Source organism: Mesorhizobium sp. B2-8-3 (genome assembly GCF_006440815.1).
Lineage (GTDB): Bacteria > Pseudomonadota > Alphaproteobacteria > Rhizobiales > Rhizobiaceae > Mesorhizobium.
This window is the reverse complement of the sequence record NZ_VFTW01000011.1, coordinates 103,833-125,421: the sequence shown is the minus strand read 5'-3', so window position 1 is coordinate 125,421 and position 21,589 is coordinate 103,833. Positions and strand designations below refer to the sequence as shown.

Genomic DNA, 21,589 nt, shown 5'->3' with positions numbered 1-21,589 from the left:
TCCGGACGGGTTCCGGCGCGACACCGCGTTCCTTCGTACTCTCAGGCGCCCAGAAACTCGTTGCTGAAGTACGCCTCGATATCCGGCTTCGCGGTCAACGCCTTGCCATTGCCGTCGAGCAATATCCCCGAGGCAAACAGATACCCGCCCATCGCCTCCATCTTCGCCTTGTCCATCGTACCGATGGCGCCGTTGGCACTCTTCAGGAAATGGCCGTCGTTCAGCGCCTTCAGCGAGGCGTCGATCAGCGCCGGGTTGGCGAGTGTGTCCTTGTTGGCGGCGATCAGCAGTTCGCCCGCCTCCAGCGCCTGATCGACCGCGAAGGCATAGCCGCGCCGCGTCGCCTTGACGAAAGCGGCGGCAGCTTTCGGATTGGCGCTAAGGAAGCCGTTGCTGGAGACGATCAGCGTGGTGTGCTCGTCCGGCACGCCGTAGTCGGCGTAGCGGAAGCTGCGCTGCTTGAGGCCTTTCAGTTCCGCTTCGACACCTTCCCATGTCGAGACTTCGAGCGTGAAATCGACCGAGCCGTTGGCCAGCGCATCGTATGCGGACGTCCCCAGCGTCACGGTCGAAAAATCGCCCTTGCCGCCGTCATGGCGGATGATGGTCCGCAGCAGCGCGTTTTCCCAGGCGCTGCCGAAGCCGCCATAGGTCAGGCCGTCAAGATTTTTCGGGCTCTTGATCGCCGCGCGGTTGGCGTTGAAGACGACGCGGCCGGTCTCCGACTGGACGACGGCGTAGACGGCCTTCAGGTCGGCGCCAGCACTCTTCTGGGTGAACAGGCCGAGCGAGCCGGAAATGCCGAAATCGGCGACACGGTTGGCTACCAGCGTGCCGGAGCCGGTATCGCCATAGGGCAGGATTTCCACGTCAAGGCCGGCGTCGTGATAGAAGCCTTTGTCGCGGGCGACGAACAGGCCGATGTGGTTGGTGTTGACGGTCCAGTCGAGCGCGACCGTGATCTTTTGCGGGGTGGCGGCACGGGCGTGCGTGACGGCCCCGGCAAGAGGCAGGCCGGCGGCCAGAAACAGCGCCTGGCGGCGGGTCAGATCGGTCATTTCAATTCTCCATCGGATGGTCGGAAATTCGGATCGGACTGGCCAAGCAGCGTGTCGAGGATGCCGGCCTCGATCGCCGCGGCCTCGCGGGCAAGCGCCGCGCTCTCGGTGCGCGGGCGCGGCAGCGGCACGGCCACCTCACGCACCACGCGCGCGGGCCGCGCCGAAAGCACATAGATACGGTCGGACAGAAGCACTGCTTCGCGCACGTCATGGGTGATGAGCAGCGCCGTCCAGCGATGGTTTCGCCACATCGTCTCCAGCCAGCGCTGCATGGCGGCGCGGGTGAGCGCGTCGAGCGCGCCGAACGGCTCGTCGAGCAAAAGCATGTCGCGCTGCTGCACCACGGTGCGCAGGAGCGCGGCGCGCTGGCGCATGCCGCCGGACAGTTCGGCCGGCCAGGCGCGCTCGAAGCCGGCAAGGCCGAATTCGGCGAACAACGGCGCCACGCGCTCGCGCGCCGCGCGCCGCTTCATGCCCTGGACTTCGAGCCCCAGCGCCACATTGTCGATAACGCGCCGCCACGGCATCAGCGCGTCGCGCTGCGGCATGAAGGCGAAGCGGGCGCCATCGAGCGGCGCGCCGTCGAAGCGCATCTCGCCCTCGCCCCGGATCGCGCCGGTGAGCAGTTGGAACAATGTCGACTTGCCGGCGCCGGAAGGACCGAGGATCGAGACGAACTCGCCCGCGCCGACATGGAGAGAGACGCCGGCCAGAACCTCGAGCGCGCCGAAGTTCTTTCGCACGTCGCGGAGCTCGAGCCGGGTCATGGCCGGCGCTCCCCGACAGGCTTGTCGCCGTCGCGCCCCGCCCTTTCGCCCTCTGCATTTTCCCAGGGCATGGCGAGACGCTGGACGAGCACGGCGAGGCCGAACAGCGCCAGCGTCAGCGCCGAGCTGACCGCGACGGCGGCAAGCACCAGGTCGGGGCGGAAATTGTTCTTGGCGCTGAGCATGTAGATGCCGAGCCCCTTCGCGGCGCCCGCATATTCGGCGAAGATGGCGCCCACCACGGCATAGGTGATGGAGATGCGCAGTCCGGCGAAGAAATAGGGCAGCGCCGACGGCAGCCGCGCCAGCCAAAAGATGCGCCAGCGCCCTGCTCCCATCGCGGCGAGCATCTGGCTGATCTCCTTGGCCGTGGCGGCATAGCCTTCGACCAGCGCCACCATCATCGGGAAGAAGGTGACCAGCGCCACGAGCAGGATCTTCGGCAGCAGCCCGAAGCCGAACCACAGCACCACCAGCGGCGCGATCGCCACCAGCGGCAACGTCTGGCTGGCGATCAGCAGCGGGAACAGCGCCCGGCGCAACGGGGCCAGGAAGTCGACCAGCGCCGAGAGGATGAAGGCGGCAACGAGCGAGCAGGCAAAGCCCGCCAACGTGGCGCGGATGGTGGGCAGCGTGTTGTCGGCAAGTGCCGAGCGGTTCTCCCAGGCTTGCGCCAGCACGCGCGAGGGCGCGGGGAGCACGGTGGACGCGATGCCGCCGAGGCGGGCGTAGAGCTCCCAGGCGATGAGGAGAAGAGCGAAAGCGATGGCGGCGGGGAAGATCCTGGCGAAGGCGGAAGCAAGGGCTGATCTCCCCCCTTGCGGCCGGCAGGCCAGAGGGGGGTGTGAAGGAACGCCGGCTTCTAGCTCTTGCGCGACAGGGCGCGAACGACTGACAGGCTGGCGGGACAGCACCCCCCTCTGCCCTGCCGGGCATCTCCCCCGCAAGGGGGGAGATTGGACGGCATCCCGGCTTTCGCCAATCGCCGAAGGCTCTTCTTGCGGCGTAGAACCGAACGAAACAGCCATCACATCTACCTCGGCAGCGCTACGCGGCTCAAACCGCGGTCGGGCTGTTCGCCGAAATCGTTATGTCGAGCGTCACGTGGCCCGCGCCGGGGCCGAAGCGGCAGAAGGCTTCGGCGAGCGTGGCGAACACCGCGCCGGCATCGCCGCGCAGCCTGGTGCAGAAATTCTTCGAGCGGTCGAAGACGCCGGAGTTTTTCAGGAAGTCGATGCAGCCATAGATCTCGTCCATGTGGTCGCCGGTGCCCATCACATAGAGCGAGAATTGCGCCGCCACCGGCTGGTCGGTCGAGGGCGTCGCCTCGACGGCGCGGAGCGCGGCGCGCTTGCGCTCCTCGAGCGGAATCGCCGGGCCGCCGATCTCGTCCGAGCGGCAGATCGGGTCGTCCGGCTCGCCGGGGCAGCCGCGCGAGACCGCGGCCGACAGCGCGCAGTGCTTGCCGCTCTTCGCCGCCGCGACGAGCAGGTCGCGCATGGCGGGAAAAAGCACTTCGGGCGGCCCGACCAGCAGCGTCGAGATATCGTCGGTCTCGATCCTCAGCCTGTCGCGGTAAGGATCGAGCGCGCCCAACGCGCCGAGGATGACGCCGACGAAATCGTCAGCCATGGGATAAAGGGAAATCTGTGCGCCGGAAAACATGGCCCGCCTCGCTCCGCTGGTATTATCCAGATCAGCTTTAGGGTCCGGAGGCTTGCCGCCGCCATCTCAGCCCCGACCGTACGGAGCACCCCTGTGGATGGCCGCGTTAAAGCACTGTTCGAGCGAATGGGAAAGCGGTTTTTTTTGCGAGGCCAATTGGGCCAAGAGCCCCATCTCCCTAAGGGAGATGCCGGGTTATAAGATTTTCGCAGATTTCTTATAACCGCGGTATCGCAACCGCAGTGTCGTTCAAATTGTACGAATCCGGCTTGATTGTTTTTCGTACATAAAGTACGATATTTCCCTTCCCTTGAGGGGACTTGCTTGAATACCGCGAACCATGGCGCTTTCGCCGACCTCTCCCGCCGTTTGCTCTCGCCACTGCCGTTCGCCGAGCGCGAACGCGTTGCCGGCGCCTGGCGCATGGCCAGCCAGGACATCGCCGACGACATCCGTTTCATCCGGCAATATCTGAAGGTGATCGCCGAGAAGGACGAGCGGCTTTCGACCGGCACGCTGGTGCATGGCCGCGCCTATGTCGAGGCCTGCGCCGCCTGGCTCCCGGAGACGGTGGCGCGGTATCTGCGCAATCTCAGGCTGATCAGCGAATGCGAAAGCGCGATGATCGCGGCCGGCATGAGGTTTGCCCGGTCGAGCGATGCGTGGTGAGGGAGCTCCCCCTACAACCCTTGGGCCGCCCGTCGAAAAATGCATCGTTTCATACAATTGGCAATTGGTGGACGCGGCTGAGCGGCGGGTGGTTAAATTCGTCTCAGGCGAAGGAGGGTAAAGCCGCGTACCAGGGAGGAACTCGTTTGATGGACCAGCGTATCGACATCGGCATACAGCCTGACGACCAGCCCTACGAAGTCACGTCATTCGCCAGAAAGCATGGCCTGACGATCCCCGTCGCGGACGCGGTGCTTTTCGCCAGGGGACCGTCGCCGTCGCGGACCGCCTGCGATATGGCGGCGCTGGCCCTCATTTGCGCGGTCGCGCAATACGCCGGAAAGCAGGGGAGACGGTAGCCTCCCCTACCAGCTGAACTGCAGCCCCACATTGCCGCCGACCTGGCTGCCGGAGAAGGCAATGCCGAGCGTGCTGGTCAGCCGGCCGCCATGGTCGAAGCCCTCGCTCAGCACCGCGGCGCCCGTGATGCCGAAGGCATTGGCATAGCCGGCATTGCCCCAGTTGACGCGCACACCGAAATGCTCGCCCTGGACGAGATCGGGCGCTGCGAGCGCGGCCGAGATCGAGGCGTTCTCAAAGGCGCGCGTGATGCGGTTGTCGATGTCATCGACGTGGGCCGCGAGCGCCGTCTTACCGACCTCGGTCATCTCGCCGCCATTGCCGTCGTCGACCTGCTTCTTGGTCACGCCAGTCTGGGCATTGATGCAGGTGTCCGTGCCCGGACTATAGTAGTAATTGGCTCCATAGGCGGAGCAGATCTTGACATACGCGACTGCCGCCTGGGATGGCGCCGCAAGGAGCGTTGCCGCGCCGAGAATCGCCGGCGCAAGAAGATATCTGAACATTGATTGCCCCCGGTCGCGCTTACCAGGTGAACTGCAGGCCGGCATTGCCGCCGACCGTCTTGCCGGAGAAGCCGACGCCTGCGGCGCCGGCCAGCCGACCGTTGCCGCCAGACATGAAGCCCTCGCCAAGAACCGCCGCGCCGGTGACACCCATGGCGTTGGATTGACCGGCATTGCCCCAGTTGACGCGCACGCCGAAATGCTCGCCCTGCACCAGGTCCGGGCCGGCCAGCGCCGAGGCCACCGATGCACCCTCGAAGGCGCGCTGGACGCGGCGGTCAATGTCGTCGACCTTGCTCGCCAACGCCGTCTTGCCGTCGACCACACCGTCCTCCGTCAAGCTGCGCGTCTCGCCCGTGTTGGCATTGATACAGGTGGCGGTGCCGGGACTGTAATAGTATTGCGCGCCATAAGCCGTGCAGACCCTGACGTACTCGACCGGCGCCGCCTGGCAAGGCGCAGAGAGACCGCCCGCCACAGCTAGAAACGCAAATGAAATGACACGGTTGATACCCCGCATGCCTGATCCCCGAAGTTGGATGTTGAGAGAAAGCCTCGCATGAAAAAGGCGCATGCGAGCGCGCGGAGTCAACTGCGCCTTCCGCTCAATGCCTGACTTTTACTGGGAGCATTTCATCTATTGAACACATATTGCAGCCCAGCTACAGTAAACAGTTCAACCTGATCAGTAATTCCCCGATGGTTTGGAGCTATGACGTCGAGGCTTATTAACACTCTCTAATATCAAGCGATGCCGGGCGATCTGCCCGGCAGGCTCGCCGATGTGGGCCCGCGCAGCTGGCGCAGGCCGCGGCTTTGCAGGTCGCCGTCGCCGGTGGGTCAACTATGCGGCAGATGGTCTGACGACTGCCCGTAATCCTTTAGGACGCGATCAGCCCTTGGCTTTCGACTTGGGTGGCGCCTTGGGGGCCTTAGCAGGCTTCTCCGCCTTCGCGGCCTTCGGCTTCTCGACCTTGGCGGCAGCGGCCTTCTTGGCGGCTTTCTTCGGCCTGCCCGCCTCATCGATCTCGGCCGTCGCCTGGTCCCAGTGCTCCATATGCGCGCCTTCAGGCCGGCCGGCCTGCTCCCAAATCTCGTGCGCGCGTTGGCGAATGCGTTCGTGCCTGTCGTCCGTCACTTTGTCGCCTCCTACGGTTTGGGACTGTTCCCCAGCCAAACATTAGCCGAATTTTCGCGTGCCGTCTTGGGTGTAGACGCGGCGCGCAAACGCATCTTGAAGCAATATCCGGTGATGGCTCACTTCTCGTCGGAAAGCACCGCGATGCCGAGATACGCGGCCTTCTTGACGATCAGTCCGGCCAGGTCGGCGTCGGAACGATCGGTTCCGGTGCGCTCGCGCAGCAGCGCGACCGCCTGCTTGATCGACAGCAGCCCATCGCCGCGTTCGGCCAGCAGCCTGTCGACTTGGCGGGCAATGTCAGGTGATTCGACGTGTGGATGATGCATGGCAACGACTCCTTCCGCGCTTCGTTGCCTCCCAAACCGCTGTTTATCTTAGGCCTTATGCCCGGATACGAGAAGAGCCCGATCCTTCCCCGATGCTCCGGGGAGAGGATCGGGCTCTTTCAGGACTAAATCTACTCGATCACCTGAACAACGCGGCGCGTGCCGGGATCGATCAGCACCGTATGGTCATTGACGACCGCATAGCGGTACTGGACGTCCGGAACCTGCTGCAGCTCGACGGTGTCAGGCACGGTCGAGCCGACGCCGAGCTCGAGGCCGAGCACATTGACCGAGGCGATCGGATGCTTGTGGACATATTCCCTGACCACGGTCTGCTGCTCGGGGGTGACGATCACCTCGTCCGCGGCCGCGATGCCGATGCCGGCCATCAGAGCCAGGCCGGCGACAGCTGGAATGAGGGTGGTTTTCATCGTTTATCTCCTGTTGCGTTGTTGAGCTCCGCCTGGCCTCCGCGGGGCGGAAACACGGGCAGGTCGAACATGGGAGCTCCCGGGGCAAACGCCGCCGGCAGGGTGTTGTTCCGTCAGCCACGACTAATTGATTTGGCGGAACCTTCGCATCGGCTCCGCATTGGAAGGCATTGAAACTGCCCAAGTCTTTGAAAATCAAAGGATGCCGCAGTCATGCAAGAAGGTCCCATCAGAAGCGACATCGAACTTCGGGCCCCCGTGGCCATTGCCGTGGGCGCCGGCTTCAAGCGCGAGATCGCCACGCTCACCGGGATGCAGAACTTTCTCAAGGAATGGCCGCAGGCCACGCGGGGCGATAGCTACGCCAACGCATTCCGCGCCTGTGAGGCGGCGCGGACCGGAGAGATCGATCTCGACAAGGCGCGGCAGGCGTTCCTGGTCTTCGCGCGGAAGGCCGGAATCGAATGGACCGGCGCCGATCCGGTCGCGGTGCTGCGCGAAGCAAAGATCAGGCGAAGCCGGGTACGCGAAAGCAGGGCACAGAACCGACACGTGCCTGGATAGTCCCTCGCTGGGCAAAGGCCGGTCGGCAGCGTCGGGCATGACGCCCACAGGGCCAGCGGCGCCCGCTGGAGCGGCAGCGTCTGTTGATCACGCCTCACAACGCGTATGACGACCATCCACCAAGACGCCGTGCGCATTGGCCTTGACCGCAAGTTCAGGATTTGGCCTGCGAATCCCGGAGCAACCGGGCGCGCCCTGACGTCCGTTGCATCCGTTTGCCTGCAGACCGCCGCCTTGCGGCTGGAGGTCGACTGGATCGATCGGGGATTCGGCTGGAGGCCGCTGTCAGCTCGGTGCCGATTCGCCCGGGGCCTCGGTGACGAAGGACGCGGCGATCAGATCGTCCGCGTCTATGCGTAGGGAGCCCTCGCTGCCCCCCATGATGGCCGCGACCTTCTGGAAGGTCTTCATCTCATGCTCGGTGATCCGGGCGTCCCGCATCCTGGCTTTGAGATCGGCGACACGCATCCCGAGCGAACGGGATGTTCCGATTTCTCGTTTCGACATGTTGGTCAGTCTCCTCCCCCAACCCGTGCCTGTTTCGCCGCCGCCCGATTCCCGCATCCTGCGCATGCTTGTGTTCTCTATGAGGCAATTTCGAACACAGCAGCGGCAACGCGGGCCCGGAACGAAGGTTCCGTTAGCATATGGTAACGAATTAATACTGGTTAACGGCCCGGCCGCAGCCGGCGGCAGGGCCGTCAACTCAGCTGCGAATGATCCTACTGGATGACCTGGACGATCTTGCGCGTGCCGGGATCCACGATGACCGTCTGATTGTCGACGACGACGTAACGGTACTTGACGTTCGGTACCTCGTGCAATTCGACGGTGTCGGGAAGGACACTGCCGATGCTGAGCTTGACGCCGGGAAGCTTGACCGACGCCAGCGGCTGCTTATGCACATATTCGCGGATGACCGTTTCCTGTTCGGGCTGGATAATAACATCCTCGGCGGCGGCGGCGCCGATGCCGGCCAGAAGCAGCAGGCCCGCGGCTGCGGTTGTGAGGTGCATTTTCATCGATCTTCTCCTTGATTTGGATAGATTGCCTCTCACGCTGCGCCTGCGATTTCACAGCCGGTAGGCAATGTGCGTAACGCCGGCCGACAAGCCTTGTTCCTGCAAAAAATTCGCCGACACCATTTTCGGGGGAACGTCACAGGCACGTCCGAAGAAACGTCACCGGCGCGCGGCGCGGCAATTTCGGAACAATGCTTTTCGGGCCGGGTTTTCCTAGTGAAGGGACCGAATTTTCCGAGGAGAAATCCCATGAAACATCTGCTTATCACAAGTATGATCGCGCTCGGCGTCGGTTGCGGCGCCGCGATGGCGCAGACCGAATCCGCACAGCCGAGCGGCGGCGACAATTGCGCGGCCGGCACGGCCGATTGTCAAAAGGGCGGCAAGGCCGGCGGGCAGGCTCAGGGCGAGACGAAATCGAAGACCGAGATGAACGCTCAGGGCAAGGCCGGCGCCAACACCGAAGAGCAGGCCCAGGGCACGGCCAAGATGAAGACCGATGAGCAGGCCCAGGGTCAGGCCGGCGCCAATACCGACCAGAATGCTCAGGACCATACACAGCTGAAGAAAAAGAAGCAGGCTCAGGGCAAGACCGGGACTAGCACCGAGCAAAACGCTCAGGGCAACACCAAGATGCAGACTGAGCAGAACGCGCAGGGCAAGACCGGTACGACAACCGAGGAGAATGCCCAGAACAAGACGAAGACCCAGACCGATCAGCAGGCCCAGGGTAAGTCCGGCACAACCACCACCGAGCAGAACGCTCAGGGCGGCAACACCAAGATGCAGACCGAGCAGAACGCGCAGGGCAAGACCGGTACCAACACCGAACAGAACGCCCAGGGCAACACCAATGTCGAGACCGACCAGAACAAGACGGCCTCGATCAACAACGTGACGGTGGAGCAGAAGACGCAGGTCACGCAGATCATTCACGAGACCAGGGTCGAACCGGTTCGCGACGTCAGCTTCGACATCTCTGTCGGCGTCGAGGTTCCGCGGCACAAGGTGCGTCTGCACCGCCTGCCGGCGCGCATCGTCAAGATCGTGCCTGCCTACGAATCCTACGAGTATTTCGTGCTGGCCGACGGACGTATCGTCATCGTCGACCCCGACACTTACAAGATCGTGCTGATCCTGACCTGATCCGGATAGCAGGACAGACAAGGGCCCGCCACGCGGCGGGCCTTTTTGCGTGCAGAGACAACCGAACACACGGGCAATCGCCTGCGCGTGTTCATTAGGCATGCGTTGAATGTTGAGCCTCGGGAACGATTTGGCGCAATTCCCAGTTGTCACACCGGAAGTCCTGCGTCCCTAGTCCCTATCGGATCGGACGAAAGGGCGATGGGCCCGCCGGCAAATCGTTCAAGCTTGCGGTCCACTAGGAAAAGGTGCATGGGTCGAGATGGGTAGAGATATGGGCGAGATCGTCGACGACCGAATGTGGCCGCGGCGCTCGGATGGGCAGATGTATTTTCCGCAGTTTCTTGTGGGAATGGTGGCAACGCTTCTGGTGATCCTCGGTTGGACTTACGCCTCCACGGGATCTGTCTGGATGGCGATCGGCTGGACATTCCTGGCGGCAGTGGTTCTGCAGGCCGGCTATTTCGTGGCCGTGCTCTGGCTCGTGCATGGCGAGACCCGCGTGACCGACGAACGCAAGGCGGACGCAAGCTCGGCACCGGCCAAGATACCCGGCCCGTTCGAGCGCGACGGCATCATCCACGCTCTCATCTTGTGGCTGTTCCCGAAACTGCTGCCTTAATCGCTTTGAGCGGCGCTTTGCGGCCGGGCTGCTGACCGACCGTCTTTTCGTTTTCGAGAGGTCGTCGCACCACAATAGCCGGCGCTCCGCATTCTCCGCTCGAACGCAGGGACCGGGCTACGCCTCGGTGCCAGAGTTCCGAGGCGCCATCAATTTGTATCGTCGCCGGCCGGCCGGCTTTCGCGACGTCAATGCGGCGCAACGCAAACGGCCGGCTTGCAGCCGTCGGAACCGTGGTCCGAGCCGGCTGCAATCCTGTGGTTCGCCGAGTTAACGCGCGGTGGCCGGCGAAGCCGAGCGCACCGTCTCCGAAGACGAGAAGACGACGAAGCCAAAGACCAGCACCGCAGCGGCGACGATCAGCGAGCCGATCGCCACGACCGGCTCGATCTCCGGATGGCCTGCCGCCAGCATCCAGTAGAGCGCCGGCAGCATGATCACGATGCCGACCGTATAGAGGCCGTAATGGATCATCGCGATGCGGCGCTCGGCCTTGGCCGGGTTGAGTGCATAGTAGCCGCCGAAGATGGCGCTGGTGACCCAGCCAAGAAGGTTGATGTGGGCATGCGCCGGAAAGGCACCGTGATCGCCCGAAATCGCCATCTGCAGCCCGGCGGCGATGCCCAGAATAAGAAAGACGATGGCCGTCTTGAAGAAAAGCTCCGATACCCGTGGCATTTTGTTGTCCTCCCAATGCCTCTGTAAACCCGACTCTGCGAAGTCTACATCCTGCAAGCCATATTAGCCATGGCGTACCTAAGTCAGTGGGGCTTCGGGCGAAAGCCGCGAGATGTCGACGGCTTTGCAAAAAAATGGCCCGCCTCTTTCGAGGCGAGCCAAAAAGGAGCCGGGCTTGAGGTCGGCCCCATCCAGGTTGCCACCTGAATTTCAAACGGCGCTAACGTAACAGAACCCGGAATTTATTCCACCGCTATAGCGGACTGACACGGTAGGGTTTTCCGACCTTGACAGCGCAAGCCCTTGCCGATCGGCCATCGGAACCAAGGCACTACCAGACAGGACGTCGCCCCTTTTTCAGCCGGCGGGTGAAAGCATGGGCTTCAGCGTCCCATCCTTCTGCCAGAACCGATGGTGCAGCACGGCAAGGCGATGCGCCTTGCACGTCCGCAGCATTTGAGCAATGCTTGGCGACGGGGGTGGTTTCCGTAATTTCGGAAGCACGATTACATGTTCATTGACTACTACGAACTTCTGGAAATAAGCCCGAACGCCAATTCTGAGACCATCGAGCGGATTTTCCGCTACTTTGCCATGCGCTACCACCCCGACAATCGGGAAACAGGCAATGAAGCGCGCTTCAGCGAGATCGTGGAAGCCCATAATACGCTGCGGGACCCAGTCAAACGGGCTCAGTACGACATCCTTTACCGGGAGCATCTTGGCCTTCGTCACGAACTCACGGAAGGAGCCCGCGACGGCGGCGGCATGGAGAGGGATACCGTCATCCAGGCCAATCTGCTGTCGCTCCTCTATGTGAGGCGCCGGCGGGACGTCAACAATCCGGGCATCGGTGACGACGAGCTCGAGCGCCTGTCGGGCTGCCCTCGCGAGCACCTGGAATTCCACCTGTGGTACCTCAAGGCGAAGGGCTTCATCGGCAGGACCGAGAACGGGACGTTCGCGATCACCGTGGAAGGCATCGATCACGCCGGGGCCAAACAGGGCCGGGATCGCCCCGACGCCACCCGCCTGCTCGATCACGCGAGTTAGGCCGACCATCAAAAGCCCGCCGACTGGCGCCTGAACCAGTGGCGGGCTCGATGAAGGAACAGCTACATCCCTGAGGAATCGACTGTCATCTTCTCAACTCCCCATATCTGGGCTCGGCTCGCCGGGGGCGGCGGTGTCTAAGCCATGCACCATGACGGGCAAGAAGAGGAGTGCAGAGTTACATTGGCGTTGTGTTTCGCCGAATACAAGGTGACCGAGGTCTGACGTGCCGACGCATTGGGCCGGTGCCGACCCGTCGAGGGTGATTACGAGGACGCCCCCGCCAACGGCTTGTTTGAAGCAATCCCGCGTGGCTGGAGTTCGAACATCAAAAGTTGTTGCCGGCCTGTCATCCCAACGATAAGTGTATCGTAACACGACATTTTGCGAAAGCCGTCAGCGATACCCGAACATCCTCTCCGCCAGGCCGGCGCCATGCTTTTCATCGCCCAGGAAAGCAAGCATTCGTGAAATCAGGTGGCAACCTGTAGCGGGAGCCGACACCAACAGTGCGGCTCCCGCTTTGGCTCGTCTCGACCGAGGCGAGCCATTTTCTTTCTGAAATCGCGGCCGGCGACATACCGACAAAAAAGCCGCCGGGCGGGCCCGGCGGCTTTTCGTTCACCCTCTGGTCGGTTCGCCCGGCCTTACGGTGTTGTCGCCGTGGCGGCGGCTTGCGCGTCGATCTTGCCTGCCAGCGTGTCCTTAGCCCAGGCGGTGACGTCAGCGTCGACCGGCTTGTTGGCCATCTCGGCAAGGGCCGCGTCCAAGGACGCGTCAGTGGGAGGCGGCGCGTTGTCAACCGCGGCCTGGGCATCGGTGACCGCCTGATTGTCGGCGGTGATTGCCGTGTTCTGGGCGTCAATCTGCCCCTGAACCTCGGCAACCTGCGCATCGAGAGCGGCCTGCTGCTCGGGCGTGAAGCCGGTCGTGTCGGTCGCGTTGAGATCGGCGAGTTGCTGAGTGAGGTCGGCGAGTTTGCTCTGGTCGGTGGTCAATTGGGCGTTCGCGGCGTCGAGCTTGGCCTGCGCGTTCTTGGCCGCCGCGGCCTGAGTCACGTAAGCTTGGACGCCGGCGAATTTCTTGCTCTTGGAATGCTCGTAGGCGCTCAGATTGCGCTTCAGCGAGTTCAACCGGCCGAGCTTGGCGTGAAGGTTCTTCTCCTTCGACGTGGCGGCCGTGGTCGTGTTGTCGGTCGAGCTGTCGTCGGACGCGCTGTCGTCCGAGGCGCTGTCGGTGCCCTTGTTGTGGCCCGGAGCCGAAGCCGACTTGCCGTGCGAGGCGCCGCTGTTGCCGTTGCCGTTGCCGCCGGCATTGCCGCCGCCGTTTCCATTGCCGCCATTGCCATTGCCGCCGCCATTACCGCCGCCATGGCCGTTGCCGCCGCCATTGCCGCCAGCGTCGGCAAGCGCGGGGGCCGCGGCAAGCGCCAGAATGGCAAGAGATGCCAGAAGTGTCTTTCGCAATGTCATTTTGCTTCTCCGCAGATGAATCGTCGTCATGGCCCAACCGCTAGGCAGCCTCTTATGAGAATTTCCTAACGGCGTCGGATAAACTTTAAGCAATTGCGGTCGCGAAATGAGAGCATGGCCGCCGCGGCCCGGCGATCTCCGCCAGATAGCGTGTTAACACATTGAAATTTAACGAAAATACAAAGGGCCGAGCGCGCTTGGGCCGTTTGGAACAATGAGGGCCCTTGTCTCGCCAGACCATGGTCCCAAGGACATTCCTGCCCGGGCGAAACCGTGCAAACCCGGAACGTCCGCCCGGCGCGAGAACCAGGGCCCGGTCGACCAGAAATGCGCCCGGCGCGACGCGACTAAAGCGAAGGATCCGAGGCTTGCGTGTCGCCTGCATCCTGATCCGCGGCTACCGCGGCGCCCGGCTCCTGGTGTTCACCTAAACCGGTCGGGGAAAGGACCGTCAGATCCATCCGAGCGATCCGGGACGCGGCTTTTCCTTGCGTGTTCGGCTCGCTGTCATCCGTCTCGCAAACCGAGGCCTTTGCAAGGTGGCCAACGCTTTCGCCACTCTTGCCCGGTGCCGTGCTGGCTTCCAACAACAGAGGTCATGGCTGCGCTCCCGATATGGATGACAGGCAAATTCCTAGTTTAGCACTCCGGGCTGGCGCGAAACTTACGCGATTTAGAGATCGCTAATGTTCTAGCTTGATACTGGGCGGCGATCGACCTTCTAGCCGCCGACCAGCGGCACGGTCACCGAGGTGGTATAGCTGATCGGATAATCGCTGAAATAAGGAAAGCTGATGACGAAGGCGTAGCTGGCGTTAACGTGCGCCATGCGGAAGCCGCCGCTCGCCGGGTCGGTGGTGATGGTGACGTTCACGTTCTGCAGGCCCAGCGCCTGCAGTTTCTGCGTCGCGACCGCCTGGATGTCGGCCTGCGTCAGCGTGTTGTTGAGCTGCAGGGAGCGCGCGGAGGCTTCAAGCGCATAGCGTACGCTGGAGGTGTTGTTCATCGACCAGCCAAAGGCGAAGATGCCGAACAGCAGCATGATGAGGAAGGGCGCAACCAGCGCGAACTCAAGACCGGCGCCACCCGAGATGTCGCCGACAAATGCTTGACGTCTTTGCTTAGCGGACACGGACCACCTGCAGATGACCGATCGACGTGTCGCGCGGGAAGACGCCGAAGATGAAAGGCGGCTTCCAGGTGCCCGACGCCTGGATCTGGACGAAGACCGAGGGCACTTTCGGCCCGCTGCAGATGGTGGTCGAGGTGACCACGGTCGTTCCGCATTTGTAGGCACGGCTCACCGCGATCGCCGCATCGTCCGGTTTGTGTTCCCAGCTCGCCAGCGCCGCGGCCTGGGTGGCGCTGTCGTCGGTGCCGCCTGCCATGACAAGGTTGGCGGCCGTCTTCACCCCTGCCCGCATCGCCAGCGAGCTGGTGACGTAGGACCAGCCGTCCAAGACGCCCAGAAGAGCGGCGCACAGCACCGGCATCACCAGCGCGAGCTCCACCGCGGCGATGCCGGCGCGGTCCCTGCCGAAGCGGATTGCCCGTAGCCGCATGGCCGCTACTCGACCACCGCAACCGACTGGGCGGCCGGGATGTCCTTCATCCCGAGGCTCGAGCAGTCCTGGTTGATGGTCGAATTGCCCGACCACTGAACGGTGTCGGCAACAACCTGGGTGCAGCCGTTCTTACCCGAGAAATTGCCAAGGTAATTGACCTGCTGCCTGGGAAAATAGATTGCGCCGGTCAAAAGCGAAGTCGCGGTGCCGTTGAAAGTGCTTTGCGCCGCCGTCCCTGTCCGGTCGCCGTAGAACAGCACGCCGGAATAGGTGCCCGTGGTCGGGGCGGCCAGCGTCACGGTGGCGTTGCCGTTCATGCTGATGGTGTTGCTGCCGGCCATGAAGATCGTGACGTCGCTGCCTTGGATGACGGCACCCGCATTGATCTTCAAGTCGCCCTGGACGACGTAGACACCGGGGGAAAGCGTGATATTGCCGTTGAGGTTCATGCCGCTGCAGTAGGTCCCGGGCTGCAATATTTGTGCTGACTTGCCACTGTTCACGGGCTGACACTGGTTAGAGGCTGCGGGCGCCGGCAGGCTGGCGAACGGGTCAGAGGCCGGCAGCGCCTGGGTGATCGGAGCCTTGCAAACCTCGGGGTCCATCGTCACCGGATTGTTCAGCACGACGCCGCCGACCGTGATCAGGCAGTCGGCACTGAGCGAGGCCGATCCCTGTACCTTGATGGCGTCGTTGGCGAGCGAATCCGCCATGACCGAGCAGCCGGTGAGCTTGACGCTGGTGCTGCCGGAAAACAGCGCCGCTTGCGAGGCAGACGGATTGAGTGCCAGCACGCAGGCCTTCGAAGCGTCGGTGATCAGTGCCACCGCCCTCGCCTGCTCCGGCACCTTGGTCTGCGTGAAGATGGAGGTGAACATGCGGTCGAGGTTCTGGTTGAGGATCACCTCGACCGCCTTCTTGGCCGTGTTCGGCCCGGACGCCGGCGGGGTGTTGACGACGATGGTGCCGCCGCCCAGCCCGTTCGAGGCGGCCGATGTCGTGGCGGCGGCGGTGATGGTGGCGGTGTCGGACCCCGCGATCTTTTCCAACGCGCCGGCATAGGCGGCCGCGTCGGCGATCGCCTGCAGCTTCAGGCTCGAATAGTACCAATAGGAGGTCTCGACGCCGAGCCCGGCGCCGCCGATGACGACCGGCAGGGTCAGCGCGAAGATGGTCGCGACATTGCCGCCCTTGCCTTCGCAAAAGCATCGAGAGACCAGTCCAGAAAAAAGATTTCTGATGAACCGACCTGAAAAGGCCATGGCCGAGCGCACCCAAGCTATCCCAGCCGTTACGTCATCATTATCATATGAACGAATGCCTAATTATTTCGCTCGACTTGCGCTGTTAGGACTGCATCGGGCCGCCACCCCGCCTTGCGCCGCGCACACTAAGACTTAAGGCCCCAGAAACGCTCAGACTTAAGATGTAACCATTAGTAAAACCATATATTTTAGCACTTTCCGCATTTTATCTTTTTTGGAAATCGCCCGTAGAGACAGCGTGCCTATCACTTTCGCATATACGACGAGGGCGGACTTCCATGTTTGCACGTTTCTGGGCTTCGAGGCGCGGCAACTTCGCGGTCGCGACCGCGGTGGCCATGGTGCCGCTGATGCTTGCCCTGGCAGGGTCCATCAACCTGATCGGCACCAGCGACGACGCCGCGCAGTTGCAGAATTCGCTTGACGCGGCCGACCTTGCAATCGGTACGAAATACCAGGCGAGCATGTCGGCGAGCGACGTGCAGCAACTCGGCCAGACCTTCTTCGCGGCCAATATGAGCACCGCCGACGCGCAGGAATATGCGGGCAGCGTCGCCGCCTTCCAGGCCGGGGCCAGCGGCGATCCGAGAGCCTACTTCATTTCGGTGTCGTCGAGCATCAGCCGACCGGCCTTCGTCCCCGGCATGCCGGCCTGGCCGGCGACGCGCTCCGCCTCGGTCAAGATCAAGCCTGGCGCGCAGGCCTGTGTGCTCGCGCTCGATCAGAATGCCGACGGCGCGGTCAGCCTGCAGGGCTCCACCAATGTGGCGATGAGCGGTTGCGTGATCGCGGCCAATTCGGACGCCGCCGACGCCGTCAGCCGGGGTGGCTCGGCGATCGTCAGCGCTGGCTGCGTCTCGACAGTCGGCGGCACGCAAGGGTTGACGCCGCCCAGCGCCACCCTTTCCTGCGGCGCGCCGCAGGAAAACCAGTATGCCTCGTTCGATCCGCTGGCCGACGTCGTTCCGCCTCCCTACACGCTCTGCCTGCCCGTGCCGAACGGCAAGACAATAACGCTTTCGCCGGGTACCTACTGCGACAAGACGCTGTCGGGAAATATTACCCTCAATCCGGGCACCTACATCATGCGCAACGTCACCATAAAGCCAGGCGGCAACGGCAGCCTGAGCGGCCAGGGCGTGACGATCTTCCTGATGGAGAACTCGCAGCTCATCATCAACGCCAACGAGCAGGTGAACCTGTCGCCGCCGGCCAGCGGCCCCTACGCCGGCATCACAATCTACCAGGCGCGCGGCAACACCCAGGCGCTGACGCTGAACGGCGGATCCGGCTCGGTGGTGAGCGGTTTCATCTACGCCCCGGACGCTGCCATCACCTATGCCGGAAATTCGGACATGAACGCCGAGGGCAGTTGCCTGCGGCTGGTCGGCGACACTGTCGCAATGACGGGGAGCTCCGCCGTTAAATCGGATTGCACGGCCGAGCTTGGGAACCGCGCTATGTATGCGGGACGGATGATCACCCTGGCGAAATGAACGCCAATCTCGTCATCCCTTTGAACGCAATTCCGGACGGAAAACCGCTCGCGCCTTTCCTGGAATTGCTTCTAGGGAAGATCACAACTCGCCTATGATATCCGCGCCCGCCTGCTCGTCGAAGAGCACTGCGCAGCCGCGCTCGAGCGCGACCTGCGTCAAGGCGTTGGCCGCATCCGCATCCGACGAGACGAAATCGCCGGTCAGGACGCGAAATTCCTCGACGGCCTTCGACATCGGCACCAGGCGCCCGGCAGACAGGTCGCTCGCACATGCGTCGATGACGCACAAAAGATCGATGAGTTCGAAATTATGCATGGCGGCCTCCGCCTGCGCCATCCCTTCGCTCAATCAACGGTACGAGGCGCGGACTGGTTCCCTCGCCTGCGTTCGGCGGATGGCCTGACGGGCGCGAGCTTGAGATCGAAGCGAGCAGGCAGGCATGGCTCGGCACAGGCCTTGCGCACCGATCCGGTGGCCATCGTGTCGATCGGAAGAAGGACCACCATCTGGGCATGGCGTTGTGGCCAGAGCGGCCTGCCGAAGAGGAGGAAGACGCCGCCGATCAATCCCGCCAAAAGCAGCGCGGCAAACAGGTTCGCGATCACGTTGCCGGGTTGCACGGCCAGCAACTCCAAGAGAGTTTCCAGGGCGAAAGGAATGCCCGCCATATCGCAGGAATGGCGGGCACCCATCGTCAACCGCCGATGAAGGGACTTTGTCCGGCGGCTTGCTAGCCAATGAAATGGGGCCGTTGTTGTTTCCCGGAAATCGGCGCCTCGGGCCTCTGCGTTCGGCGGGTGAGACTTCGGTCTGAGCATGGCCCCGGACCGTCGCCCGAGGGCTTGGCATATCCGTCTTCCACGACGACGCGCCAAGCGCCCGGCCGAGCTCGCGGTCGCTCCGATTACATTAGCAATAACTCATAATAAGGCTTATAAATAACGTCGCGGTCGCCGACGATCGCAACGTCAGGCGCCGCTTCACGCATGGAGGGATACCATGGCCGAAGCTGCAATGCAGGTTACAAAACTCGAATCCAAATCGCACAACACTCCCGACGAGGTCCGCGCGCCCGCCAAGACGCGCGTCGAAATCGTCCGGCTGCCGGGCTATTCCCTGGCGCGAATGAACATGCAGCCGGGCTGGAAATGGTCCGAATGCGTCAAGCCGGTGGTCAAGACCGACAGCTGCCAGGTCTCGCATGTCGGCTACGTCGTGTCCGGATCGATCACCGTGCGCATGACCGACGGCACGCAAAAGACCTTCGAGGCCGGCACGTCCTATACCATCCCGCCGGGCCATGACGCCTGGGTGGAAGGCAATCAGCCCTTCCAGTGCATCGAGGTGCTGAGCGCCGAGCAATATGCCAAACCAGCATAGGCCGGATCCAGCCGATGGGCGGCTACGAAGCTGCACCAGCCAAGCTGCGGGATCAAGGCGACGTCACCTTGATCCCGTTCGCAGGTGCAATCGCTGCCTCATTCGAATGAATGAGGCAGGCTCATTCATTTGTATGAAGACACAGAAAGCAGGCTCATAGGGGCCTTGACACTAGACTGCCTTTGTTCTCTTTATGTTCCCTAAATCAGCCTTTTCCAACAGAGAAATCTAATACTGCACCGCGGCAAAGCGGGCGCTGCAGACGGGAGCGCAGGATGCTCGCTAAGGACGCCGCTGCCGCCACCATCCTGCATGCCGATCTCGATGCCTTCTATGCCTCCGTCGAGCAGCTGCTCGATCCGTCATTGCGCGGCAAGCCGATCGCCGTCGGCGGCGGCGTGGTGCTGGCGGCTTCCTATGAGGCCAAGGTCTTCGGCGTGCGCGGCGGCATGTCCGGCCGCAAGGCGCGCGAGCTCTGCCCGCGGCTCATTTTCGTCGGCGGCCATTTTTCCGAGTACCAGCGTCTCGGCGATGCGGCGATCAAGGTGCTCGACGATTTCACGCCGGTGGTCGAACGCATCTCGATCGACGAGGCCTTTGCCGACGTCGCCGGCTGCACGCATCTGTTTGGCCCTCCGCAAGAGATCGCGCGAAAAATCCGCGCGCGGGTGAAGACCGAGCTCGGCCTGCCGATCTCGATCGGCGTGGCGCGGACAAAACATCTCGCCAAGATCGCCTCGCAGGTCGCCAAGCCAGACGGATTGGTGGTGGTCGAGCCCGGCACCGAGCTCGCCTTCCTGCACGATTTGCCCGTCACGCTGATGTGGGGCGTCGGCCCCGCGACCAAGGCCAGGCTCGCGGAAATCGGCGTCGAGACGATCGGGCAATTGGCGCGCACGCATAGCGGGGCGCTGGAGCGGCTGATCGGCCATGCCGCCGGCCAGAAGCTTGCCGCGCTTGCCTGGAACCGCGACCCGCGCAAGCTCGAGACGCATCGGCGCGCGCATTCGGCCGGCGCGCAATCGGCGCTGGGCAGGAAGCCGGCGCTGCCGCGCGTCTTCGTGCCGACGCTGCTGCATCTGGCCGACCGCGTCGCCAGCCGCTTGCGCGCCAAGGACCGGCCCGGGCGCACGGTCACGGTGCGCGTGCGCTTCGCCGACATGCGCGCCGTGAGCCGCTCGATTACGCTCGAGCAGCCGATTCAGGCGACCGCGATGCTGGCCGAGATCGCCGAGGAGCTGGTGCGCGGCGTGCTGGCCGCCCATCCGGGCGAGCGCGACATCTCGCTGCTCGCCATCTCTGTCTCGCATCTGGAGGAGCATGCCGAGCTGCAGCTCGAACTGCCGCTCGGCCTGGCGGACGAGAAGCTCAGGCCCGGCAGCCGCAAGGGGCAGGCCCGCTTCGGCGCAGACCGCGCCATCGACAAGATCCGGCAGCGCTTCGGCAAGGAAGCCGTCGGCTACGGCACGGTGGCGCTGGAAGGCGCGCGCTCGGTGCCGGACGGGTTCAGGGAACTGGCGGAGAAGGAGTTGTAAAGGGGCCTGCGCCCACCTCCACCCAATCCATCCGCATCGTCACACTCATCGTCGCCCCATCATCGAGCACCGTCAGCCCCTGGCCATGATGCGCATCGACCGGGTGCGACACCGGCTCGAAGCAGAAGAAGCCGGCATCATGCGACGGGGAATAGAGGATGAACACGTCCAGCTCGGGCGAGGCTGCCAGCTCAAGCACAATCCCCTGCGCCGGCTGGACGATGGTAGCGCTACGATCCCAGCCGACAAAGGCGTTGTTTACCCAACCCGCCGGCAAAAGCGAGAGCCGCGAGAAATCCCACCACGGATGCTCAGCAAGCGGCGCGACGCCTGTTGGCAAATGGCGCTCATCCTCCAGCCAAACCCGCCCTGCCTTCGCCTTCAGCGTGGTCCTGGCGCCGCGTGGAAACCAGGGATGGAAACCGAGGCCATAGGGCAAGCGCATGCCGGCACTGTTCTCCACCGTAAGGTGGGCCTCGAGAGCGCCGTCGTGTAGCGAGTACACAACGGAGGCCGCGTAGCGGTAAGGACCGATCGCGCCGTCATCGAGCATCAGCTCGGCCTCGGTGTCGGTATGGCGGGCAAGCCGCCAGGGCTTCTGGAAACCGTCGCCGTGGATCGGCAAGGCTTCGCCGGGCACATTCGGCCCGATGGCATGGAAGCGGCCGTCGAAGGTGAAGCCGCCGCCGGAGATGCGGTTCGACCACGGCACGAGGAGTTGGCAACCGGACGTGCCGGTGCCGTCCCCTGCCCGCAAAAGCGGAACCCGCGCACTGCCGACAAGCGCATCATAACGGGCGATCGCGCCACCCTTGTCGGGCGCGACCACGAGCCGCGCGCGGCCATCGCGAAGCTCAACCAT

Annotated in this window: 28 protein-coding genes and 1 riboswitch; of the genes, 9 read left to right on the top strand and 19 right to left on the bottom strand. The window is 63.4% G+C overall.

Annotation, left to right across the window (positions count from 1 at the left end):
* Nucleotides 1-41: 41 nt before the first annotated feature.
* From FJ418_RS18150 to FJ418_RS18135, 4 genes are all read right to left on the bottom strand, one after another.
* The gene (locus FJ418_RS18150; RefSeq protein ID WP_140867829.1) at nucleotides 42-1,058 is read right to left on the bottom strand and encodes an ABC transporter substrate-binding protein; all 1,017 of its coding nucleotides are present in this window, start codon (nucleotides 1,056-1,058) and stop codon (nucleotides 42-44) included.
* Nucleotides 1,055-1,828, bottom strand: a complete 774-nt coding sequence (locus FJ418_RS18145; protein ID WP_140867827.1) for an ABC transporter ATP-binding protein — start codon at nucleotides 1,826-1,828, stop codon at nucleotides 1,055-1,057. The genes FJ418_RS18150 and FJ418_RS18145 overlap by 4 nt, the downstream gene beginning before the upstream one ends.
* Entirely contained in the window at nucleotides 1,825-2,610 is a 786-nt protein-coding gene (locus FJ418_RS18140; RefSeq protein ID WP_181166986.1) for an ABC transporter permease, read from the bottom strand. Before FJ418_RS18140 ends, FJ418_RS18145 begins: the two co-directional genes overlap by 4 nt.
* 274 nt (nucleotides 2,611-2,884) lie before the next feature.
* Complete coding sequence (locus FJ418_RS18135; RefSeq protein ID WP_140867825.1) at nucleotides 2,885-3,493, bottom strand: YkoF family thiamine/hydroxymethylpyrimidine-binding protein; 609 nt, start codon at nucleotides 3,491-3,493, stop codon at nucleotides 2,885-2,887.
* Nucleotides 3,484-3,596, bottom strand: a riboswitch (TPP riboswitch). Its footprint overlaps the gene before it by 10 nt.
* 221 nt (nucleotides 3,597-3,817) lie before the next feature.
* Between FJ418_RS18135 and FJ418_RS18130 the strand changes: the two genes are divergently transcribed.
* Both FJ418_RS18130 and FJ418_RS18125 read left to right on the top strand, forming a co-directional pair.
* The gene (locus tag FJ418_RS18130) at nucleotides 3,818-4,162 is read left to right on the top strand and encodes a hypothetical protein (protein WP_140867823.1); all 345 of its coding nucleotides are present in this window, start codon (nucleotides 3,818-3,820) and stop codon (nucleotides 4,160-4,162) included.
* A 149-nt stretch (nucleotides 4,163-4,311) separates the two neighbouring features.
* Nucleotides 4,312-4,521 carry a hypothetical protein gene (locus FJ418_RS18125; RefSeq protein ID WP_140854987.1) on the top strand — a complete coding sequence of 70 codons (210 nt, stop codon included), beginning with the start codon at nucleotides 4,312-4,314 and terminating at the stop codon, nucleotides 4,519-4,521.
* Nucleotides 4,522-4,527: 6 nt separating this feature from the next.
* Here the strand turns inward: FJ418_RS18125 and FJ418_RS18120 are convergent, their stop codons facing one another.
* From FJ418_RS18120 to FJ418_RS18100, 5 genes are all read right to left on the bottom strand, one after another.
* On the bottom strand, nucleotides 4,528-5,028 hold the full coding sequence (locus FJ418_RS18120; RefSeq protein ID WP_181166984.1) for a porin: 501 nt from the start codon (nucleotides 5,026-5,028) through the stop codon (nucleotides 4,528-4,530).
* Between the two features lie 19 nt (nucleotides 5,029-5,047).
* Nucleotides 5,048-5,548: a porin gene (locus tag FJ418_RS18115; RefSeq protein ID WP_140645403.1), complete on the bottom strand. Its 501-nt coding sequence runs from the start codon at nucleotides 5,546-5,548 to the stop codon at nucleotides 5,048-5,050.
* Nucleotides 5,549-5,920: 372 nt separating this feature from the next.
* On the bottom strand, nucleotides 5,921-6,166 hold the full coding sequence (locus FJ418_RS18110) for a DUF2934 domain-containing protein (protein WP_140645402.1): 246 nt from the start codon (nucleotides 6,164-6,166) through the stop codon (nucleotides 5,921-5,923).
* A 119-nt stretch (nucleotides 6,167-6,285) separates the two neighbouring features.
* On the bottom strand, nucleotides 6,286-6,495 hold the full coding sequence (locus FJ418_RS18105; RefSeq protein WP_140645401.1) for a hypothetical protein: 210 nt from the start codon (nucleotides 6,493-6,495) through the stop codon (nucleotides 6,286-6,288).
* Nucleotides 6,496-6,626: 131 nt separating this feature from the next.
* On the bottom strand, nucleotides 6,627-6,926 hold the full coding sequence (locus tag FJ418_RS18100; protein WP_140645400.1) for a DUF1236 domain-containing protein: 300 nt from the start codon (nucleotides 6,924-6,926) through the stop codon (nucleotides 6,627-6,629).
* A 213-nt stretch (nucleotides 6,927-7,139) separates the two neighbouring features.
* Between FJ418_RS18100 and FJ418_RS18095 the strand changes: the two genes are divergently transcribed.
* Nucleotides 7,140-7,490: a DUF982 domain-containing protein gene (locus FJ418_RS18095; protein ID WP_140645399.1), complete on the top strand. Its 351-nt coding sequence runs from the start codon at nucleotides 7,140-7,142 to the stop codon at nucleotides 7,488-7,490.
* 285 nt (nucleotides 7,491-7,775) lie between these two features.
* On the opposite strand, the gene FJ418_RS18090 is transcribed toward FJ418_RS18095, so the two are convergent.
* Nucleotides 7,776-7,997, bottom strand: coding sequence for a hypothetical protein (locus tag FJ418_RS18090; protein WP_140645521.1), 222 nt, complete (start codon nucleotides 7,995-7,997; stop codon nucleotides 7,776-7,778).
* A 215-nt stretch (nucleotides 7,998-8,212) separates the two neighbouring features.
* Nucleotides 8,213-8,512 carry a DUF1236 domain-containing protein gene (locus FJ418_RS18085; RefSeq protein WP_140703587.1) on the bottom strand — a complete coding sequence of 100 codons (300 nt, stop codon included), beginning with the start codon at nucleotides 8,510-8,512 and terminating at the stop codon, nucleotides 8,213-8,215.
* A gap of 249 nt (nucleotides 8,513-8,761) precedes the next feature.
* Between FJ418_RS18085 and FJ418_RS18080 the strand changes: the two genes are divergently transcribed.
* Together FJ418_RS18080 and FJ418_RS18075 are read left to right on the top strand one after the other, a co-directional pair.
* A complete protein-coding gene (locus FJ418_RS18080) occupies nucleotides 8,762-9,658 on the top strand; it encodes a DUF1236 domain-containing protein (protein WP_140867820.1) in 897 nt (298 codons plus the stop codon).
* 274 nt (nucleotides 9,659-9,932) lie between these two features.
* A complete protein-coding gene (locus tag FJ418_RS18075; protein WP_226891896.1) occupies nucleotides 9,933-10,280 on the top strand; it encodes an exopolysaccharide production repressor protein in 348 nt (115 codons plus the stop codon).
* Nucleotides 10,281-10,550: 270 nt separating this feature from the next.
* On the opposite strand, the gene FJ418_RS18070 is transcribed toward FJ418_RS18075, so the two are convergent.
* Nucleotides 10,551-10,958 (bottom strand): hypothetical protein, encoded by a 408-nt coding sequence (locus tag FJ418_RS18070; RefSeq protein WP_095820511.1) that lies wholly within the window; start codon nucleotides 10,956-10,958, stop codon nucleotides 10,551-10,553.
* 510 nt (nucleotides 10,959-11,468) lie between these two features.
* Here FJ418_RS18070 and FJ418_RS18065 point away from each other — a divergent pair.
* The gene (locus tag FJ418_RS18065; RefSeq protein ID WP_140652213.1) at nucleotides 11,469-12,011 is read left to right on the top strand and encodes a J domain-containing protein; all 543 of its coding nucleotides are present in this window, start codon (nucleotides 11,469-11,471) and stop codon (nucleotides 12,009-12,011) included.
* Nucleotides 12,012-12,658: 647 nt separating this feature from the next.
* Here FJ418_RS18065 and FJ418_RS31965 read toward each other — a convergent pair.
* The 4 genes from FJ418_RS31965 to FJ418_RS18040 all read right to left on the bottom strand — a co-directional run bounded on the left by FJ418_RS31965 (nucleotide 12,659) and on the right by FJ418_RS18040 (nucleotide 16,310).
* Nucleotides 12,659-13,483 carry a hypothetical protein gene (locus FJ418_RS31965; protein WP_181166983.1) on the bottom strand — a complete coding sequence of 275 codons (825 nt, stop codon included), beginning with the start codon at nucleotides 13,481-13,483 and terminating at the stop codon, nucleotides 12,659-12,661.
* 721 nt (nucleotides 13,484-14,204) lie between these two features.
* On the bottom strand, nucleotides 14,205-14,615 hold the full coding sequence (locus FJ418_RS18050; protein WP_140867818.1) for a TadE/TadG family type IV pilus assembly protein: 411 nt from the start codon (nucleotides 14,613-14,615) through the stop codon (nucleotides 14,205-14,207).
* Complete coding sequence (locus tag FJ418_RS18045; RefSeq protein ID WP_140644854.1) at nucleotides 14,605-15,045, bottom strand: TadE/TadG family type IV pilus assembly protein; 441 nt, start codon at nucleotides 15,043-15,045, stop codon at nucleotides 14,605-14,607. Before FJ418_RS18045 ends, FJ418_RS18050 begins: the two co-directional genes overlap by 11 nt.
* Before the next feature lie 5 nt (nucleotides 15,046-15,050).
* Nucleotides 15,051-16,310, bottom strand: coding sequence for a pilus assembly protein TadG-related protein (locus FJ418_RS18040; protein WP_140867816.1), 1,260 nt, complete (start codon nucleotides 16,308-16,310; stop codon nucleotides 15,051-15,053).
* Nucleotides 16,311-16,591: 281 nt separating this feature from the next.
* Between FJ418_RS18040 and FJ418_RS18035 the strand changes: the two genes are divergently transcribed.
* Nucleotides 16,592-17,809: a TadE/TadG family type IV pilus assembly protein gene (locus FJ418_RS18035; protein ID WP_140867806.1), complete on the top strand. Its 1,218-nt coding sequence runs from the start codon at nucleotides 16,592-16,594 to the stop codon at nucleotides 17,807-17,809.
* Between the two features lie 81 nt (nucleotides 17,810-17,890).
* Here FJ418_RS18035 and FJ418_RS18030 read toward each other — a convergent pair whose 3' ends face one another.
* Together FJ418_RS18030 and FJ418_RS18025 are read right to left on the bottom strand one after the other, a co-directional pair.
* Nucleotides 17,891-18,127: a hypothetical protein gene (locus FJ418_RS18030; RefSeq protein ID WP_140644856.1), complete on the bottom strand. Its 237-nt coding sequence runs from the start codon at nucleotides 18,125-18,127 to the stop codon at nucleotides 17,891-17,893.
* Nucleotides 18,128-18,156: 29 nt separating this feature from the next.
* Entirely contained in the window at nucleotides 18,157-18,504 is a 348-nt protein-coding gene (locus tag FJ418_RS18025) for a hypothetical protein (protein ID WP_246683096.1), read from the bottom strand.
* Between the two features lie 307 nt (nucleotides 18,505-18,811).
* Here FJ418_RS18025 and FJ418_RS18020 point away from each other — a divergent pair, with 307 nt between their 5' ends.
* Both FJ418_RS18020 and dinB read left to right on the top strand, forming a co-directional pair.
* Nucleotides 18,812-19,192 (top strand): cupin domain-containing protein, encoded by a 381-nt coding sequence (locus FJ418_RS18020; protein ID WP_140644857.1) that lies wholly within the window; start codon nucleotides 18,812-18,814, stop codon nucleotides 19,190-19,192.
* Between the two features lie 275 nt (nucleotides 19,193-19,467).
* Nucleotides 19,468-20,727 (top strand): DNA polymerase IV, encoded by a 1,260-nt coding sequence (gene dinB, locus FJ418_RS18015; protein ID WP_140867803.1) that lies wholly within the window; start codon nucleotides 19,468-19,470, stop codon nucleotides 20,725-20,727.
* Here the strand turns inward: dinB and FJ418_RS18010 are convergent.
* Nucleotides 20,699-21,589 carry an aldose 1-epimerase gene (locus FJ418_RS18010; protein ID WP_140867800.1) on the bottom strand — a complete coding sequence of 297 codons (891 nt, stop codon included), beginning with the start codon at nucleotides 21,587-21,589 and terminating at the stop codon, nucleotides 20,699-20,701. The genes dinB and FJ418_RS18010 overlap by 29 nt on opposite strands.

Coding starts and splice junctions, on each gene's coding strand:
- FJ418_RS18125 (WP_140854987.1), top strand. CDS start 4,312: ATGGACCAGCGTATCGACATCGGCATACAGCCTGACGACCAGCCCTAC.
- FJ418_RS18080 (WP_140867820.1), top strand. CDS start 8,762: ATGAAACATCTGCTTATCACAAGTATGATCGCGCTCGGCGTCGGTTGC.
- FJ418_RS18095 (WP_140645399.1), top strand. CDS start 7,140: ATGCAAGAAGGTCCCATCAGAAGCGACATCGAACTTCGGGCCCCCGTG.
- FJ418_RS18020 (WP_140644857.1), top strand. CDS start 18,812: ATGGCCGAAGCTGCAATGCAGGTTACAAAACTCGAATCCAAATCGCAC.
- FJ418_RS18040 (WP_140867816.1), bottom strand. CDS start 16,310: ATGGCCTTTTCAGGTCGGTTCATCAGAAATCTTTTTTCTGGACTGGTC.
- FJ418_RS18090 (WP_140645521.1), bottom strand. CDS start 7,997: ATGTCGAAACGAGAAATCGGAACATCCCGTTCGCTCGGGATGCGTGTC.
- FJ418_RS31965 (WP_181166983.1), bottom strand. CDS start 13,483: ATGACATTGCGAAAGACACTTCTGGCATCTCTTGCCATTCTGGCGCTT.
- FJ418_RS18135 (WP_140867825.1), bottom strand. CDS start 3,493: ATGTTTTCCGGCGCACAGATTTCCCTTTATCCCATGGCTGACGATTTC.
- FJ418_RS18145 (WP_140867827.1), bottom strand. CDS start 1,828: ATGACCCGGCTCGAGCTCCGCGACGTGCGAAAGAACTTCGGCGCGCTC.
- dinB (WP_140867803.1), top strand. CDS start 19,468: ATGCTCGCTAAGGACGCCGCTGCCGCCACCATCCTGCATGCCGATCTC.
- FJ418_RS18070 (WP_095820511.1), bottom strand. CDS start 10,958: ATGCCACGGGTATCGGAGCTTTTCTTCAAGACGGCCATCGTCTTTCTT.
- FJ418_RS18065 (WP_140652213.1), top strand. CDS start 11,469: ATGTTCATTGACTACTACGAACTTCTGGAAATAAGCCCGAACGCCAAT.
- FJ418_RS18105 (WP_140645401.1), bottom strand. CDS start 6,495: ATGCATCATCCACACGTCGAATCACCTGACATTGCCCGCCAAGTCGAC.
- FJ418_RS18075 (WP_226891896.1), top strand. CDS start 9,933: ATGGGCGAGATCGTCGACGACCGAATGTGGCCGCGGCGCTCGGATGGG.
- FJ418_RS18150 (WP_140867829.1), bottom strand. CDS start 1,058: ATGACCGATCTGACCCGCCGCCAGGCGCTGTTTCTGGCCGCCGGCCTG.
- FJ418_RS18120 (WP_181166984.1), bottom strand. CDS start 5,028: ATGTTCAGATATCTTCTTGCGCCGGCGATTCTCGGCGCGGCAACGCTC.
- FJ418_RS18115 (WP_140645403.1), bottom strand. CDS start 5,548: ATGCGGGGTATCAACCGTGTCATTTCATTTGCGTTTCTAGCTGTGGCG.
- FJ418_RS18100 (WP_140645400.1), bottom strand. CDS start 6,926: ATGAAAACCACCCTCATTCCAGCTGTCGCCGGCCTGGCTCTGATGGCC.
- FJ418_RS18030 (WP_140644856.1), bottom strand. CDS start 18,127: ATGCATAATTTCGAACTCATCGATCTTTTGTGCGTCATCGACGCATGT.
- FJ418_RS18085 (WP_140703587.1), bottom strand. CDS start 8,512: ATGAAAATGCACCTCACAACCGCAGCCGCGGGCCTGCTGCTTCTGGCC.
- FJ418_RS18035 (WP_140867806.1), top strand. CDS start 16,592: ATGTTTGCACGTTTCTGGGCTTCGAGGCGCGGCAACTTCGCGGTCGCG.
- FJ418_RS18025 (WP_246683096.1), bottom strand. CDS start 18,504: ATGGGTGCCCGCCATTCCTGCGATATGGCGGGCATTCCTTTCGCCCTG.
- FJ418_RS18045 (WP_140644854.1), bottom strand. CDS start 15,045: ATGCGGCTACGGGCAATCCGCTTCGGCAGGGACCGCGCCGGCATCGCC.
- FJ418_RS18010 (WP_140867800.1), bottom strand. CDS start 21,589: ATGGTTGAGCTTCGCGATGGCCGCGCGCGGCTCGTGGTCGCGCCCGAC.